The organism is Sphingomonas sp. 179-A 2A2 NHS, from assembly GCF_045371305.1.
Taxonomy (GTDB): Bacteria; Pseudomonadota; Alphaproteobacteria; order Sphingomonadales; family Sphingomonadaceae; genus Sphingomonas.
In genome coordinates this window covers 276,106-288,862 of the sequence record NZ_JBIQDE010000006.1, presented here as the reverse complement: position 1 = coordinate 288,862, position 12,757 = coordinate 276,106, and the positions used below count along the sequence as shown (strand labels likewise).

Annotated in this window: 15 protein-coding genes; 9 read left to right on the top strand and 6 right to left on the bottom strand. The window is 66.9% G+C overall.

Going from position 1 to position 12,757, the window contains the following annotated elements; translation table 11 throughout:
* Positions 1-31: 31 nt before the first annotated feature.
* The 3 genes from ACH0AE_RS15105 to ACH0AE_RS15095 form a co-directional block, all read right to left on the bottom strand.
* Positions 32-838 (bottom strand): shikimate dehydrogenase, encoded by an 807-nt coding sequence (locus tag ACH0AE_RS15105; RefSeq protein WP_294442587.1) that lies wholly within the window; start codon positions 836-838, stop codon positions 32-34.
* Positions 839-900: 62 nt separating this feature from the next.
* The gene (locus tag ACH0AE_RS15100; protein WP_294442589.1) at positions 901-1,491 is read right to left on the bottom strand and encodes a nucleoside triphosphate pyrophosphatase; all 591 of its coding nucleotides are present in this window, start codon (positions 1,489-1,491) and stop codon (positions 901-903) included.
* A gap of 22 nt (positions 1,492-1,513) precedes the next feature.
* Positions 1,514-2,347 carry a pyruvate, water dikinase regulatory protein gene (locus ACH0AE_RS15095; protein ID WP_294442591.1) on the bottom strand — a complete coding sequence of 278 codons (834 nt, stop codon included), beginning with the start codon at positions 2,345-2,347 and terminating at the stop codon, positions 1,514-1,516.
* A gap of 286 nt (positions 2,348-2,633) precedes the next feature.
* Here ACH0AE_RS15095 and hemE point away from each other — a divergent pair, with 286 nt between their 5' ends.
* The 7 genes from hemE to ribA all read left to right on the top strand — a co-directional run bounded on the left by hemE (position 2,634) and on the right by ribA (position 9,413).
* A complete protein-coding gene (gene hemE, locus ACH0AE_RS15090; RefSeq protein WP_294442592.1) occupies positions 2,634-3,710 on the top strand; it encodes a uroporphyrinogen decarboxylase in 1,077 nt (358 codons plus the stop codon).
* On the top strand, positions 3,707-4,165 hold the full coding sequence (locus tag ACH0AE_RS15085) for a CopD family protein (protein ID WP_294442593.1): 459 nt from the start codon (positions 3,707-3,709) through the stop codon (positions 4,163-4,165). Before hemE ends, ACH0AE_RS15085 begins: the two co-directional genes overlap by 4 nt.
* A gap of 235 nt (positions 4,166-4,400) precedes the next feature.
* Positions 4,401-5,657 carry a transcription termination factor Rho gene (gene rho, locus ACH0AE_RS15080; protein ID WP_294442594.1) on the top strand — a complete coding sequence of 419 codons (1,257 nt, stop codon included), beginning with the start codon at positions 4,401-4,403 and terminating at the stop codon, positions 5,655-5,657.
* A 227-nt stretch (positions 5,658-5,884) separates the two neighbouring features.
* Positions 5,885-6,598 carry a TerC family protein gene (locus ACH0AE_RS15075; RefSeq protein ID WP_294442624.1) on the top strand — a complete coding sequence of 238 codons (714 nt, stop codon included), beginning with the start codon at positions 5,885-5,887 and terminating at the stop codon, positions 6,596-6,598.
* A gap of 138 nt (positions 6,599-6,736) precedes the next feature.
* Positions 6,737-7,309 carry an outer membrane lipoprotein carrier protein LolA gene (locus ACH0AE_RS15070; protein WP_294442625.1) on the top strand — a complete coding sequence of 191 codons (573 nt, stop codon included), beginning with the start codon at positions 6,737-6,739 and terminating at the stop codon, positions 7,307-7,309.
* Between the two features lie 260 nt (positions 7,310-7,569).
* Positions 7,570-8,352: an exodeoxyribonuclease III gene (locus ACH0AE_RS15065; RefSeq protein ID WP_294442595.1), complete on the top strand. Its 783-nt coding sequence runs from the start codon at positions 7,570-7,572 to the stop codon at positions 8,350-8,352.
* Positions 8,349-9,413 carry a GTP cyclohydrolase II gene (gene ribA / locus ACH0AE_RS15060; RefSeq protein ID WP_294442596.1) on the top strand — a complete coding sequence of 355 codons (1,065 nt, stop codon included), beginning with the start codon at positions 8,349-8,351 and terminating at the stop codon, positions 9,411-9,413. Before ACH0AE_RS15065 ends, ribA begins: the two co-directional genes overlap by 4 nt.
* Before the next feature lie 33 nt (positions 9,414-9,446).
* Here the strand turns inward: ribA and ACH0AE_RS15055 are convergent, their stop codons facing one another.
* On the bottom strand, positions 9,447-10,112 hold the full coding sequence (locus ACH0AE_RS15055) for an HAD family phosphatase (protein WP_294442597.1): 666 nt from the start codon (positions 10,110-10,112) through the stop codon (positions 9,447-9,449).
* On the bottom strand, positions 10,109-10,804 hold the full coding sequence (locus ACH0AE_RS15050) for a YggS family pyridoxal phosphate-dependent enzyme (protein ID WP_294442598.1): 696 nt from the start codon (positions 10,802-10,804) through the stop codon (positions 10,109-10,111). Before ACH0AE_RS15050 ends, ACH0AE_RS15055 begins: the two co-directional genes overlap by 4 nt.
* A 22-nt stretch (positions 10,805-10,826) precedes the next feature.
* Here ACH0AE_RS15050 and ACH0AE_RS15045 point away from each other — a divergent pair, with 22 nt between their 5' ends.
* A complete protein-coding gene (locus ACH0AE_RS15045) occupies positions 10,827-11,363 on the top strand; it encodes a thiamine phosphate synthase (RefSeq protein WP_294442599.1) in 537 nt (178 codons plus the stop codon).
* A gap of 3 nt (positions 11,364-11,366) precedes the next feature.
* Here the strand turns inward: ACH0AE_RS15045 and ACH0AE_RS15040 are convergent, their stop codons facing one another.
* Positions 11,367-12,044, bottom strand: a complete 678-nt coding sequence (locus ACH0AE_RS15040) for a hypothetical protein (RefSeq protein ID WP_406875889.1) — start codon at positions 12,042-12,044, stop codon at positions 11,367-11,369.
* Between the two features lie 268 nt (positions 12,045-12,312).
* On the opposite strand from ACH0AE_RS15040, the gene ACH0AE_RS15035 reads away from it, so the two are divergent.
* Positions 12,313-12,750 carry a DUF3576 domain-containing protein gene (locus tag ACH0AE_RS15035; RefSeq protein ID WP_294442601.1) on the top strand — a complete coding sequence of 146 codons (438 nt, stop codon included), beginning with the start codon at positions 12,313-12,315 and terminating at the stop codon, positions 12,748-12,750.
* The last annotated feature ends 7 nt before the right edge of the window (positions 12,751-12,757 follow it).

Sequence of the window (12,757 nt, the reverse complement as noted above, 5' to 3'; positions counted from 1 at the left end):
TTCTGTCGCCGTGTGATGTGCGGCGCGCGTATCAACCGATCAGCAGTTCGCGCAACTCGCCGTCATGCTCGCGCGGGGCGGGCTGGCCGAAGAACAATTCGAACGCCGCCGCCGCCTGGCCGACGAGCATTTCGAGCCCGTCGATCGTCTCCAGCCCGCGTGCCTCGGCCGCATCGAGCAGCTGCGTGTGGAGCGGGGCATAGACGATGTCGTACACCACCGCCTCGGGCGGCAGCGGCAGGAGATCGAGATCGAGCGGCGGCTGGCCTTCCATGCCGAGCGCGCTGGTGTTGACCAGCAGCCGGGCGGCGGGGAGGCGGGCGTCGAGCGGCAGCGCCTCACCCTTCAGCCCGAAGCGGCTGAGGAGCGCCGCGCCCTTTAGCGGCGAGCGATTGAGGATCGTGACCTTGCCGACATCGAGGCGCGACAGCGCAAACAGCACCGCGCGCGCTGCACCGCCAGCACCGACCACCACCACCGGCTGGCCGGCGAGATCGAGATCGGCAATCGGGGCATAGAAGCCCGCCGCATCGGTGTTGGTGACGATGAGATCGCCGTCTTCGTTGCGGAATACAGTGTTCGCCGCGCCGATGCTGTCGCGGATGCCTCCGGGATCGGCGACGAGATCGAGCATCGCTACCTTGTGCGGAATGGTGACGTTGCAGCCGCGCCAGAGCGGATCGGCGCGGCGCTGCTCGATGAAGGCGGCTAGATCATCAGGCGCGACCTGAGTCGCGCGATAATCCGCGGCGATGCCGAGCTTTTCGAGCCAGAAACGATGGATCAGCGGCGACTTGGAATGCTTGATCGGATCGCCGATCACCTCCGCGAACGGCATTTCGATTGCAGTTTCTGCAATCGAATGTTGAGGAAGTTGAGGCACTGGCGCTTTTTTTTCCATCATTGGGCGAGCACCTCGCGCTCCCTGAGATAGCCGAGCAGCGGCAGGAGCGGCATACCGAGTACGGTAAACTGGCTGCCTTCGACACGACTGAACAACTGCACCCCCGGCCCCTCGATCCTGTAGCAACCGACGCATCCCGCGATCGCCGGCCATTCTGCATCAAGATACGCCTCGATGAAGCTGTAGGACAGCGGGCGGACGAACATGCGGGCCTTGTCGACATGGCGCCAGACGGCGCGGCCGCCCTCTGCCACGACGGCGGCGCTGACCAGATCGTGGCGCTTGCCGGACATCAGCGAGAGGTGATGCGCCGCCTCCGCCCGGTCGCGCGGCTTCGACAGGATCGTGCCGTCCTCCAGCACGGCGAGGCTGTCCGACCCGAGGACCAGCGCCTGCGGCTCGCGCTGCGACACCTTCAATGCCTTCAGTTCGGCGAGCGCATCGGCAAGATCGCGCGGCGGGATGGCGCCGAGCGACGCCTTGGCGGCATCCTCATCGACCATTGCCGGCTGCGCCGTGAAGGGAACGCCGGCGCCTTCCAGCATGGCGCGGCGCGAGGCCGATTGCGAAGCGAGGATCAGTTTCATTGGGTCCGTTTCAACAGGGGGCTTAGCGGTCGCTCAACGTCATTTCGCCGCGACGATCGTTGACCAGCGCGATGATCGCTGCGGCCGTCTCCTCGATCGAGCGGCGGGTGACGTCGATCACCGGCCAGCCATTGTCGGCGAACATGCGCCGGGCATATTGCAGCTCGCGCGTCACCGCCTCGCCATCGACATAGGAGGTCTCCGGCGCTTGGTTCAACGACAAGAGGCGATTGCGGCGGATCGCGATCAGCCGGTCCGCGCTGGTGGTGAGGCCGACGATCAGCGGGTTCTTGAGCTGGAAGAGATCGGGCGGGGGCGGGCTTTCGACCACGATCGGGATGTTGGCGACCTTGTAGCCGCGATTGGCGAGGTAGATGGAGGTCGGCGTCTTCGACGAGCGCGAGACACCGGCGAGGACGATATCCGCTTCCTCCCATTCCTCCCACAACAGCCCGTCATCATGCGCGATGGTGTATTGGATCGCGTCGACACGCGCGAAATAGGCGGCGTCGAGCACGTGCTGGCGCCCGGGGCGCGCCTTTGCCTGCTGGCCGAGCAAGGCCGACAGCGCATCGTTGACCGGATCGAGCGGCGCGACGAGCGGCAGGCCAAGCGCCTGGCAGCGTTGTTCGAGCGCGCGGCGGGTGGCGGCGTTGACGAGCGTGTAGATCACCAGCCCGGGATTGTGTGCGATTTCCTGAAGGATGCGATCGAGGTGCGCCTCGGTACGCACCATGGGCCAGAAATGCCGCACCGTTTCAACGTCATCATATTGCGCGAGCGCGGCCTTCGCGATGTTCTCCAGCGTCTCGCCGGTTGAGTCCGACAGCAGGTGCAGATGCAGCCGGACGGTCATCGGAATGAATCTGTGGAAAACATGGGGACGAGCGCTAGCGTAACCCGGTCGCACGGCCAAGCGGGGGTGCGCGCCGTGGAAAACTACCAAGTCATCCACAATCCCATCCACGCGGGCCCGGTTCCTCCACAGGCTGTGAATAACGGGGATGGCTGAATCGAATCTGCGGCGTTCCGCGGCGCGGCGCCCGTCAAGCTGTTGGCAATTCCGGCATGAACGCATAAGCCCCGCGACCAACGCGCCAACCACCACTACATCCGTTTGACTCTTCTCTTTAGGTAGAAGGATGAACCCCGGAGCCACTGTCGAGCTGTCCGCCAAGCCGTTGCTGGGCGTACTCAAGGGCGAGCGCCGTGCGCGGCCGCCGATGTGGCTGATGCGCCAGGCCGGCCGCTATCTGCCCGAATATCGCGCGCTCCGTGCCGAAAAGGGCGGATTCCTGGCGCTCGCGACCGATCCTGAATCGGCCGCGGAAGTGACGCTGCAGCCGATCCGCCGCTTCGGATTCGACGGCGCGATCCTGTTTTCCGACATCCTGATGGTCCCCTGGGCGATGGGGCAGGACCTGACCTTCGGGCCGGGCGAGGGGCCGCGGCTGGCCCCGAGGCTGATCGATCATGCGCTGGAGAGCCTGACTCCGGTGCGCGAGCGGCTGGATCCGGTATACGCAACCGTCCGCCGGGTGGCCGCAGCGCTGCCGGCGCAAACGACGTTCCTCGGGTTTGCCGGATCACCCTGGACCGTCGCGACCTATATGGTGGCGGGGCAGGGATCGAAGGATCAGGCCGAAGCGCGTGGCCTCGCCTATCGCGATCCGGCGGCGTTCGGCGCGATCATCGATGCCATCGTGACGCTGACGATCGACTATCTCGCCGGGCAGATCGAGGCGGGCGTCGAGGCGGTGCAGCTGTTCGACAGCTGGGCCGGGACTCTGTCCCCGGCGCAGTTCGAACGCTGGGTCATCGCGCCCAACGCGGCGATCGTCGCGGGGCTGAGGGCGCGGCATCCGGGCGTGCCGATCATCGGATTTCCCAAGGGCGCGGGCGGCAAGCTGCCGACCTATGCGCGCGGAACCGGCGTCGATGCGGTGGGGCTGGACGAGACGGTCGATCCCGACTGGGCGAACCAGGTTTTGCCGACGGGGCTGCCGGTGCAGGGGAATCTCGACCCGCTGGCGCTGATCGCCGGCGGCGAGGCGCTCGATTCAGCCGTGGACCGGATCCTTGCGGCGTTCCCCGATCGGCCGCATGTCTTCAACCTCGGCCACGGGATCGACCAGCATACGCCGATCGCGCATGTCGAGCAGGTGATCGCGCGGGTGCGCGGGCATGAAGCGGGTGAAGCAGGAGGATCGGCGCGATGACGGCAGGGTTCCTCGGCGCATCCTATCTGTGGGTGAAGGCCGCGCACATCATTTTCATGGTGTTCTGGATGTCCGGCATGTTCATCCTGCCGCGCTATCTGGTCCATCACCAGGACGCGCTGGGCAATCCGCAGGAGGAAGCGCGCTGGATCGATCGCGAGCGCAAGCTGCGCAAGATCATCCTGACGCCGGCGATGATCGCCGTCTGGGTGCTTGGCCTGATGCTGGCGGTGAACATCGGGCTGCTCGAGGGGATCCAGGGGCTGGCGTGGCTGCACGCCAAGATCTTCGTCGTGTTCCTGCTGTCGGGCTATCACGGCTGGGCGGTGGGCTATTCCAAGCGGCTGGCGAAGGGCGAGGCGGCGTGGCCGACCCGCCGGCTGCGGATGGTGAACGAAGTGCCGGCGCTCGCGCTGACGATCATCGTCATCCTGGCAGTGGTGAAGCCGTTCTGAATCGCGCAACGCCGGCCCTTGCCAACGGCCCTTGCCAACGGCCGGTGACCAAGCGGAATCAGGCTGAATTGGGCAGATCCACGTAGCTTCCCGGCTTGACTAAGCTTTTGGCCGCACCTACGTCCGGCGCACGGTGTGGCCTTTCCGGCCCGCTGCCTCCTTCAGTCTCGTTGCAGCGCGAAGTCCTTCCGCCGACCGGGCTTTCTCCCCCAACCGATTTTCATCGGACACCCAGATGCACCTGAAAGAACTAAAGAAGAAAGCCCCGGCCGAGCTGGTCCAGCTTGCCGAGGAGCTTGGCGTCGAGGGCGCCTCCACGCTGCGCAAGCAGGACTTGCTGTTCGCGATCCTCAAGGTCCAGGCCGAGGAAGGCGAGCAGATCATGGGCGAGGGCACCATCGAGGTGCTGCCCGACGGCTTCGGCTTCCTGCGCAATGCCCAGGCGAACTATCTCGCCGGACCGGACGACATCTATGTTTCGCCCAATCAGGTCCGCAAGCATGGCTTGCGCACCGGTGACACGGTGGAAGGCGAGATCCGCGGGCCGAAGGACGGCGAACGCTATTTCGCGCTGACCAAGCTCACCAGCGTCAACTTCGACGATCCCGAAGCAGTGCGCCACCGCGTGAACTTCGACAACCTGACCCCGCTCTATCCCGACGAGCGGCTGAAGATGGAGATCGAGGACCCGACGCTGAAGGACAAGACGGGCCGCGTGCTCGATCTCGTCTCGCCGATCGGCAAGGGCCAGCGCTGCCTGATCGTCGCGCCGCCGCGCGTCGGCAAGACGGTGATGATGCAGAACATCGCACGGGCGATTTCGGCGAACCATCCCGAGGTGTTCCTGCTGGTGCTGCTGATCGACGAGCGGCCCGAGGAAGTCACCGACATGCAGCGCACGGTGAACGGCGAGGTCGTCTCCTCCACGTTCGACGAGCCGGCGACGCGCCACGTCGCGGTGGCGGAGATGGTGATCGAGAAGGCCAAGCGCCTCGTCGAGCACAAGAAGGACGTGGTGATCCTGCTCGACAACATCACCCGCCTCGGCCGGGCCTACAACACCGTCGTTCCTTCGTCGGGCAAGGTGTTGACCGGCGGTGTCGATGCCAATGCATTGCAGCGTCCGAAGCGTTTCTTCGGTGCGGCGCGCAACATCGAGGAAGGCGGCAGCCTGACCATCATCTCGACCTCGCTGATCGATACCGGCAGCCGCATGGACGAGGTGATCTTCGAAGAGTTCAAGGGCACCGGCAACGCCGAAATCGTGCTGGACCGCAAGGTGGCCGACAAGCGCATCTTCCCGGCGATCGACGTGGGCAAGAGCGGCACCCGCAAGGAAGAGCTGCTGGTCGAGAAGGACAAGCTCAGCAAGATGTGGGTGCTGCGCCGTATCCTGATGCAGATGGGCACGGTCGACGCGATGGAATTCCTGCTGGGCAAGATGAAGGATTCCAAGACCAACGAGGACTTCTTCGCCAGCATGAACCAGTAAGGCGGTACGCGGATCGGCCGGAGCGCCGAGACGCTGATGTCGATCGACGGCGCGGCTCATCCCCGCGCCGTTTGTCGTTAAGGAGCGAGCCTGTCGCGGCCGACAGCGCGCGCTGGCCCGGTTCGAGGTGACGGTGGAGTGGAAACTCTCTATCGGGCACGTGCAACCGATCCGACCTCATCCCGTTCGGTCCCAAACACCAGGAGCGTTTTGCGTTGATCCTCACCATGCTCGCTCAAGCTGCCGTCCAGGGCCCGGGCTCGCTGGCCGACATCTGGACGCATATCGTGGCCGACTTCTCGAACCTGACCGAGCCGGCGGCGCTTGCCGCCTTCGGCCAGGTGCTGATGATCGACCTGGTGCTGGCGGGCGACAATGCGGTGGTGGTCGGTGCGCTGGCCGCCGGGCTGCCGGCGGATCAGCGCCGCAAGGTGATCATGCTGGGCATCGCCGCCGCGCTGGTGCTGCGCATCGGCTTTGCGCTGATCGTGACGTGGCTGATGGGCGTCGTCGGGCTGATCTTCGCTGGCGGTCTGCTGCTGTTGTGGGTGAGCTGGAAGTTCTGGCGCGAGCTGCGCGCCGGGCACACTGCGAACCCGGGTTCGGAAGAAGTGCAGGGCGACGAGCGTTCGGGCCTGCCGCCGGCGCGCAGCTTCGCTGCTGCGGCCTGGGCGGTCGCGGTGGCGGACGTTTCGATGAGCCTGGACAACGTGCTGGCGGTGGCTGGCGCGGCGCGCGAGCATCCGGGCATCCTGGTCGTCGGCCTGATTCTGTCGGTGGCGCTGATGGGCCTTGCCGCGAACCTCATCGCGCGCGTGATCGAAACGTATCGCTGGATTGCTTATGTCGGCCTGGCGGTGATCGTCTTCGTCGCGTTCAAGATGATCTACGAAGGCTGGGTGGGCACCGGCGAGACGATCGGCCTCAGCACCCTGTTCTGACACTGTGCTCCGCCGCCTGCGCATCAGGCGGCGGGAGCCGCGCAATTCACGACGCGTTCAACCCCCGGTTGCGATATGCGCAGCCAGCAAAACGGGAGAGCCGTGTTGAGAATCCTTTTCCCCATCGCCGCCGTGGCGATGGTCGCCGCTCCGGCCGCGGCGCAGAAGAATGACCTGGCGCAGGTGCAGAACCACCTGCGCGCGGTGAACACGATGACCGCGACCTTCACGCAGACCGACCGTGCCGGCAAGACGCTGACCGGCACGCTGTCGCTGAAGAAGCCGGGCAAGATCCGTTTCCAATATGAAAAGGGCGTGCCGATCCTAGTGGTCGGCGACGGCAAGGCGCTGACTTTCATCGACTATTCGGTGCGACAGGTGCAGCGCTGGCCGATCGGCAACTCGCCGCTGGGCGTGCTGATCAACCCGGACCAGGACATCGCGCGCTACGCCAAGGTGGTGCCGACGGGTGACGCCCGTGTGCTGACCGTAGAGGGTTATGACCCGAAGCATCCCGAATATGGCCGCATCACGATGGTGTTCGCGCGTGACGGATCGGCCCCCGGCGGGCTGATGCTGCAAGGCTGGGTGATGCTGGACAGCCAGGGCAACCGGACGACGATCCGACTGGCGGATCAACGCTTCAACGTGCCGGTGAACGATGGGACGTTCCGCTGGAACGACCCGCGGAGGAACAACCGCGCCGGATAGGGCCGATTTCGCCTGATCTGTTCATGCAGGCGACAGGTAATCGCAAGTAATGACGGTGCTGCGGACGTGGGCGGTTCGGGATTTTCCCCCTGTTGCCCGGATCAAAGCTTCACGTCCCCCTGCGTGACGAACGCCAGGTCGGCCCTCGCTCCATGCCCCCGGAGCGAGGGCCTTTCCTTTTCAGCGCCGCGGCCGCCGCCCGATGACCTCTCCGGGGTGACGGCTTCCCCATCGCGCTGTGGCCGGTTACAGCCGCCGGCGTGAAGATCGTCAGCTGGAACATCAATTCGGTCCGCTTCCGCATCGCCATCGTGGAGCAGTTCCTGCGCGAGGCGCAGCCCGATATCCTGTGCCTGCAGGAAACCAAGGTGATCGACGCGGACTTCCCGTTCGAGACGTTCCGCGCGCTTGGCTATGACCATATCCTGATCCACGGCCAGCGCATGCACCACGGCGTGGCGATCATCAGTCGCGTGCCGCTGGCAGAGGATGACCGGCTCGACTGGCAGGCGAACCGCGAGGCGCGGCATATCGGCGTGAGGCTTGCGAACGGCGTACGGCTGGAGAACGTCTATGTGCCCGCGGGCGGCGATGTGCCCGATCGCGAGGTGAATCCGAAGTTCGGCCAGAAGCTGGATTTCGTCCAGCGCATGACCGAATGGTCGGCCACGCTCGACTGCCCGACGATCCTGACCGGCGATTTCAACATCGCGCCGCTGCCCGAGGACGTGTGGAGCCACAAGGCGCTGCTGAAGGTCGTCAGCCATACCCCGATCGAGGTGGAGGCGCTGGACCGGTTGAAAGCGTCGAACGACTGGGTGGACCTGGGGCGGCATTTCTATCCCGCGCCGGCGCGGCTGCACACCTGGTGGAGCTATCGCTCGCCCGACTGGACCAAGAATGATCGCGGGCGTCGGCTCGACCATATGTGGGCGACCGGCGACGTTGCCAAAGCGGCGACGGATCACAAGGTATTCGAGGCGTGCCGCAGCTGGCTGAAACCTTCCGACCATGTGCCGATCATGACCGAGTTCGACTTTTGAGCGGCGCCGTTCAGGGCGACGCGCACGCCGCCGCGCGCGCGATCGACGCGCTGCGCCGTGGCTGGCCGGTGCGGATCGGCGCACTGGCGCTGCTGCCGATCGAGACGGCCGATCCGGTGCGGCTGGAGGCGTTCGACCCGGCGGCCGAGGCGCCGGTGCTGCTGTCCGCCGGGCGGGCCGAGACGCTGAAGCTGGCCAATCAGAAGGAAGCAGCGGTGCCGGACGCGCCGGTGCTGGTGGACCGGGCGCCCTGGGTGGATTTCGCCACCGCGACCGCGCTGGCCGATCCGCAGCTTGACCTGGCGACGCCGCTGAAGGGGCCGTTCCGCGCCATTGCCCTAGAGTCGCCCGAGGATGCGGCTGCGGCGCTGAAGCTGGCGCGGGTGGCGGGAATGCTGCCGGCGTTCTTCGTGCGCGCCGACGGCCCGGCGGATGTCGCGATCACGCCGCGTGACGTCGACGCCCATGAGGACGCGATCCGGCTGACGATCGCGGCGCGGGCGCGGCTGCCGGTGGCGCATGCGGAGGACGCGGAGATCGTCGCCTTCCGCACGCCCGAGGGGCCGGGCGAGCATGTCGCGCTGCTGATCGGCGCGCCCAATGGCCAGCCGCCGCTGGTGCGGCTGCACAGCGAATGCCTGACGGGTGATGCGCTGGGGAGCCTCAAGTGCGATTGCGGGCCGCAGCTGGACGCGGCGCTGAAGGCGATTTCGCAATCGGGCTGGGGGATCCTGCTGTATCTGCGGCAGGAGGGACGGGGCATCGGCCTCGTCAACAAGCTGCGCGCCTATGCGCTGCAGGACCAGGGATTCGACACGGTCGATGCGAACACCCGGCTGGGCTTTGCCGTCGACGCGCGTGACTTCGGCGTGGCGGCGCGGATGCTGGACCTGCTGGGCCAGCGCGAAATTCGGCTGCTGACCAACAATCCGGGCAAGGTGCAGGGGCTGGAGGCGCGCGGCATCACGGTGGTGGAGCGCGTGCCGCACTTCCTGCCGACTAACCCGCACAACGAGCGCTATCTCGCGACCAAGCGGGACCGGACCGGGCACCAGCTTTGAATCCGAGCGGGGAAGCCCCCGCCGGCGAGAATCCTAGAGGTTCAGCAGGCGGCGGACGTCGTCGAAGTCATGCGCGACGTTGGTGACGCCGAGCGCGCGCAGCTTCGCTTCGTGGCCGGGGGCACAATGCAGGCCGGCGCACAGGCCGATCACCTTGCCGCCGCTCGCCACCGCGCCGGTCGCGCCGACTTCGGAATCCTCGAGAATGGCGCAGCGATCGATCGGAACGCCGAGCTGGCGGGCGCCGTAGAGGTAGAGATCGGGCGCGGGCTTGCCGTGCGTGACGTGCTCCGCGCCGGAATAGAGATGGTCGCCGAAGACGTCGGTGAGGCCGAGGTGATCGAGATGGGTGCGGATCCAGCGGGTCGAGCTGGAGGAGACCACTGCCTTGGGGAGATCGGCGGGCAGCGAGCGAACGAAGGCGACGGCGCCGGCGACCTCCTCGATCCCTTCGGCGAGGACGCGTTCATTCTCCACGCGGCGCACGGTATCCCAGTCGGACGGCAGCGGGCCACCGATCCAGTCTTCCAGGCGGGACACGAAATCACGCCCCGAATAGCCCATGAAGCGGGCCATCGCCTCTTCGGTGGTGGTGGGATAGCCGCTGGCGGTGAGGAAATCAGCGATATGCTTGTTGCCGAGATATTCGCTCTCGATCAGCACGCCATCGAAATCGAAGAGCAGTGCGTCGATCGTCATTTGGGCTTCCTGAATCCGGTGGGGGTACGGACGGGAGGGCGATCGCCGAACAGTGCCGAGCCGATCCGCACGTGCGTCGCCCCGATCATCACCGCGGTCTCGAAATCGTCCGACATGCCCATGCTGAGGCCGGTGAGGCCGTGGTCGCGGGCGATCTTCGCGAGGAGCGCGAAATAGGGCGCGGCCTCGACGCCAGCGGGCGGGATGCACATCAGCCCAGCGATCGGCAGGTCGGCCGCGCGCGCCTCGGTGAGCAGAGCGGGGAGGGCATCGACGGCGCAGCCGCCCTTCTGCGGCTCGTCGCCGATGTTCACCTGGAGGAAGCAGGTGGGGCGCTTGCCTTGCGCATCCATCGCCTTGGCGAGAGCGGTGACGAGCGAGCTACGATCGACGGCGTGGATCGCATCCGCAAAGGCGACGGCCTCGGCCGCCTTGTTCGATTGCAGCTGGCCGATGAGGTGGAGGCGCGTATCCGGGAATTGCTCGCGCAGGGCGGGCCATTTCGCCAGCGCTTCCTGCACGCGATTTTCGCCGAAATCGCGCTGGCCGGCGTGGAGCAAAGGCTCGATCGCATCGGCCCCGTGAGTCTTTGAGACGGCGATCAGCGTCACGTCTCCGGCGGCGCGGCGGACGAGCTTGGCGGCATGGGCAATGCGGCCGCGGATGGCGGCGAGGCGGTCGTCGGCTTGCATCGCCTGGGCTATAAGCACGGCGATGCGCCGCCGCCACCCAATCCCGACCCTGTGGCTGATGACCGACGAGCGGATGGGGGAGGGGCTGTGGCGCGCGGTCGCCCGGCTGCCGCGCGGCGCAGGCGTGGTGTTCCGGCATCACAAGACGCCGCTGGCGGAGCGGCGGCGGCTGTTCGCGCGGCTGCGGCGGATCGCCGGGCCGCGCAATCTCGTACTGGTACGCGCAGGAACGGCGGTGATGCGGGGCGAAATGGGCGTGCATGGCGCGCGCGCGGGCGGAATTGTCACCTGGCCGGTGCATGATGCGCGCGAGGCTGCGGCGGCGCGCCGGGCGGGGGCGGATGTGGCCTTCGTCTCGCCCGTCTTCGCGACCAGGTCGCATCCCGGTGCGCCGTCGCTTGGCGCGCGGCGGGCGGCGGCGCTGGCGGGCAATCTGCCGATGGTGCGGATCGCGCTTGCGGGCATGGACCGGCGCGCCTTCCGGCGGCTGCACGGATTCCATGGCTGGGCGGCAATCGACGCCTGGCTGGACCCGCGCGACCGGCGCGAGCCCGGTTAAAGATCAGAAGCGGAAGGCGGTGCCCACATAGACCGCCTGGCTGTCGCGGCGATCGTCGGCGAAGCGGGCGAGACGCTCACGCTCCGACTTGTAGCGAACGCCGGCGGTGAGATCGACGTTGCGGGTGAGCGAATAGGAACCGCCGACGTCGAGCGAGTAGCTCGGCGCATCCTCGACCAGCTTGGGCGTGCCCGGCAGCGGGCGATCGGCCTGTGCCTTCACGCGGCCGGTGAAGCGCGGCAGTGAATAGCTGACCGACACGTCCGCGATTTCGCGGCTGCCAGGCTCGCCGGCGAGATCGACCTTGGCGACGTCACCCGAGACGGCGAATCGCTTCCAGCCGACCGAAACGCCGAGGTTGTAGGCGACCGGGACCAGGCCCACCGTCGGCGCGGCGGCGGTGGCGAGACGGCCGGCATCCTCAGCCGTGCGGTTCGAGCGGGCGCGGACGGCGACCGTCACCGGGCGATTGCCCTGCCGCGTTTCCGAAGGCGTGAAGCGGAATCCATCGGCGCCAAGGCCGCTGCGCGCGAAGGCGGCGGCGAGACGCGGATCGGCCGCGGAGGGCGTGAACCCGCCGGCTGCGCGCACCGGAGCGGCGCGCTTCACCATCTGGCGATCGACCTCGGCAGCGCCAAACGCAGGCGCAACGGCGGTCGCCGCGGCAACCGCCACGATCATTCCACCTAGAAGCGCTCGACGTTCGAACACGAATCCCTCCAACCCCTGCGGAACGCGCCTAACACGATTCGTTCACCAACCGCCATGCACACGCACGCGATTTGCCGGAGAGTGTTGCACGGTTTCCACAATCTGGCCGCAATGTGGCGCTGCCCGGCCCCGCGCCGGAGCAACTGCCGATGGGACGCATTGGCCACACGGGCGAACTTGCCGTCATCAGAAGGCCTATGTAGAGCTTGGCTGACTGTTTTCCATCAGGACGATGCCAATGTTCCGCCCGTTGCGTTTCGCGCTGGTCGCCTGCGCCGCTCTTGCCGTCGCCAGCTGCGGCGGCGGTAAGGATAGACCGAAGGCCGATCTGGCCGCATCCCGCATCACGACGATCGGGGTGAACAGCTATCTGTGGCGGGCGACGCTCGACACGCTGAGCTTCATGCCGCTGCTGCAGACCGATTCGAACGGCGGCGTCGTCGTGACCGACTGGTATGTGAATCCGCAGACGCCGACCGAGCGGATGAAGGTGACCGTATCGATCCTGGACCAGGACCTGCGCGCCGATGCGGTGCGCGTCGCTGCGCTGCGCGAGGTGAACCAGGGCGGCCAGTGGGTGAGCGCGCCGGTGGCGGCCGCGACCACGCAGAAGCTGGAGGACATCATCCTGACCCGTGCGCGCGACCTGCGCCGCGCCTCCATGGCGGGTAGCTGAGCCCCAT

Excerpts from the sequence above, each read along its gene's own strand:
- ACH0AE_RS15105 (WP_294442587.1), bottom strand. The coding sequence starts at position 838 with ATGCCGTTCGCGGAGGTGATCGGCGATCCGATCAAGCATTCCAAGTCG.
- ACH0AE_RS15070 (WP_294442625.1), top strand. The coding sequence starts at position 6,737 with ATGGTCGCCGCTCCGGCCGCGGCGCAGAAGAATGACCTGGCGCAGGTG.
- ACH0AE_RS15095 (WP_294442591.1), bottom strand. The coding sequence starts at position 2,347 with ATGACCGTCCGGCTGCATCTGCACCTGCTGTCGGACTCAACCGGCGAG.
- ACH0AE_RS15040 (WP_406875889.1), bottom strand. The coding sequence starts at position 12,044 with ATGATCGTGGCGGTTGCCGCGGCGACCGCCGTTGCGCCTGCGTTTGGC.
- hemE (WP_294442592.1), top strand. The coding sequence starts at position 2,634 with ATGAACCCCGGAGCCACTGTCGAGCTGTCCGCCAAGCCGTTGCTGGGC.
- ACH0AE_RS15045 (WP_294442599.1), top strand. The coding sequence starts at position 10,827 with ATGCGCCGCCGCCACCCAATCCCGACCCTGTGGCTGATGACCGACGAG.
- ACH0AE_RS15055 (WP_294442597.1), bottom strand. The coding sequence starts at position 10,112 with ATGACGATCGACGCACTGCTCTTCGATTTCGATGGCGTGCTGATCGAG.
- ACH0AE_RS15050 (WP_294442598.1), bottom strand. The coding sequence starts at position 10,804 with ATGCAAGCCGACGACCGCCTCGCCGCCATCCGCGGCCGCATTGCCCAT.
- rho (WP_294442594.1), top strand. The coding sequence starts at position 4,401 with ATGCACCTGAAAGAACTAAAGAAGAAAGCCCCGGCCGAGCTGGTCCAG.
- ACH0AE_RS15100 (WP_294442589.1), bottom strand. The coding sequence starts at position 1,491 with ATGAAACTGATCCTCGCTTCGCAATCGGCCTCGCGCCGCGCCATGCTG.
- ACH0AE_RS15075 (WP_294442624.1), top strand. The coding sequence starts at position 5,885 with ATGCTCGCTCAAGCTGCCGTCCAGGGCCCGGGCTCGCTGGCCGACATC.
- ACH0AE_RS15085 (WP_294442593.1), top strand. The coding sequence starts at position 3,707 with ATGACGGCAGGGTTCCTCGGCGCATCCTATCTGTGGGTGAAGGCCGCG.
- ACH0AE_RS15035 (WP_294442601.1), top strand. The coding sequence starts at position 12,313 with ATGTTCCGCCCGTTGCGTTTCGCGCTGGTCGCCTGCGCCGCTCTTGCC.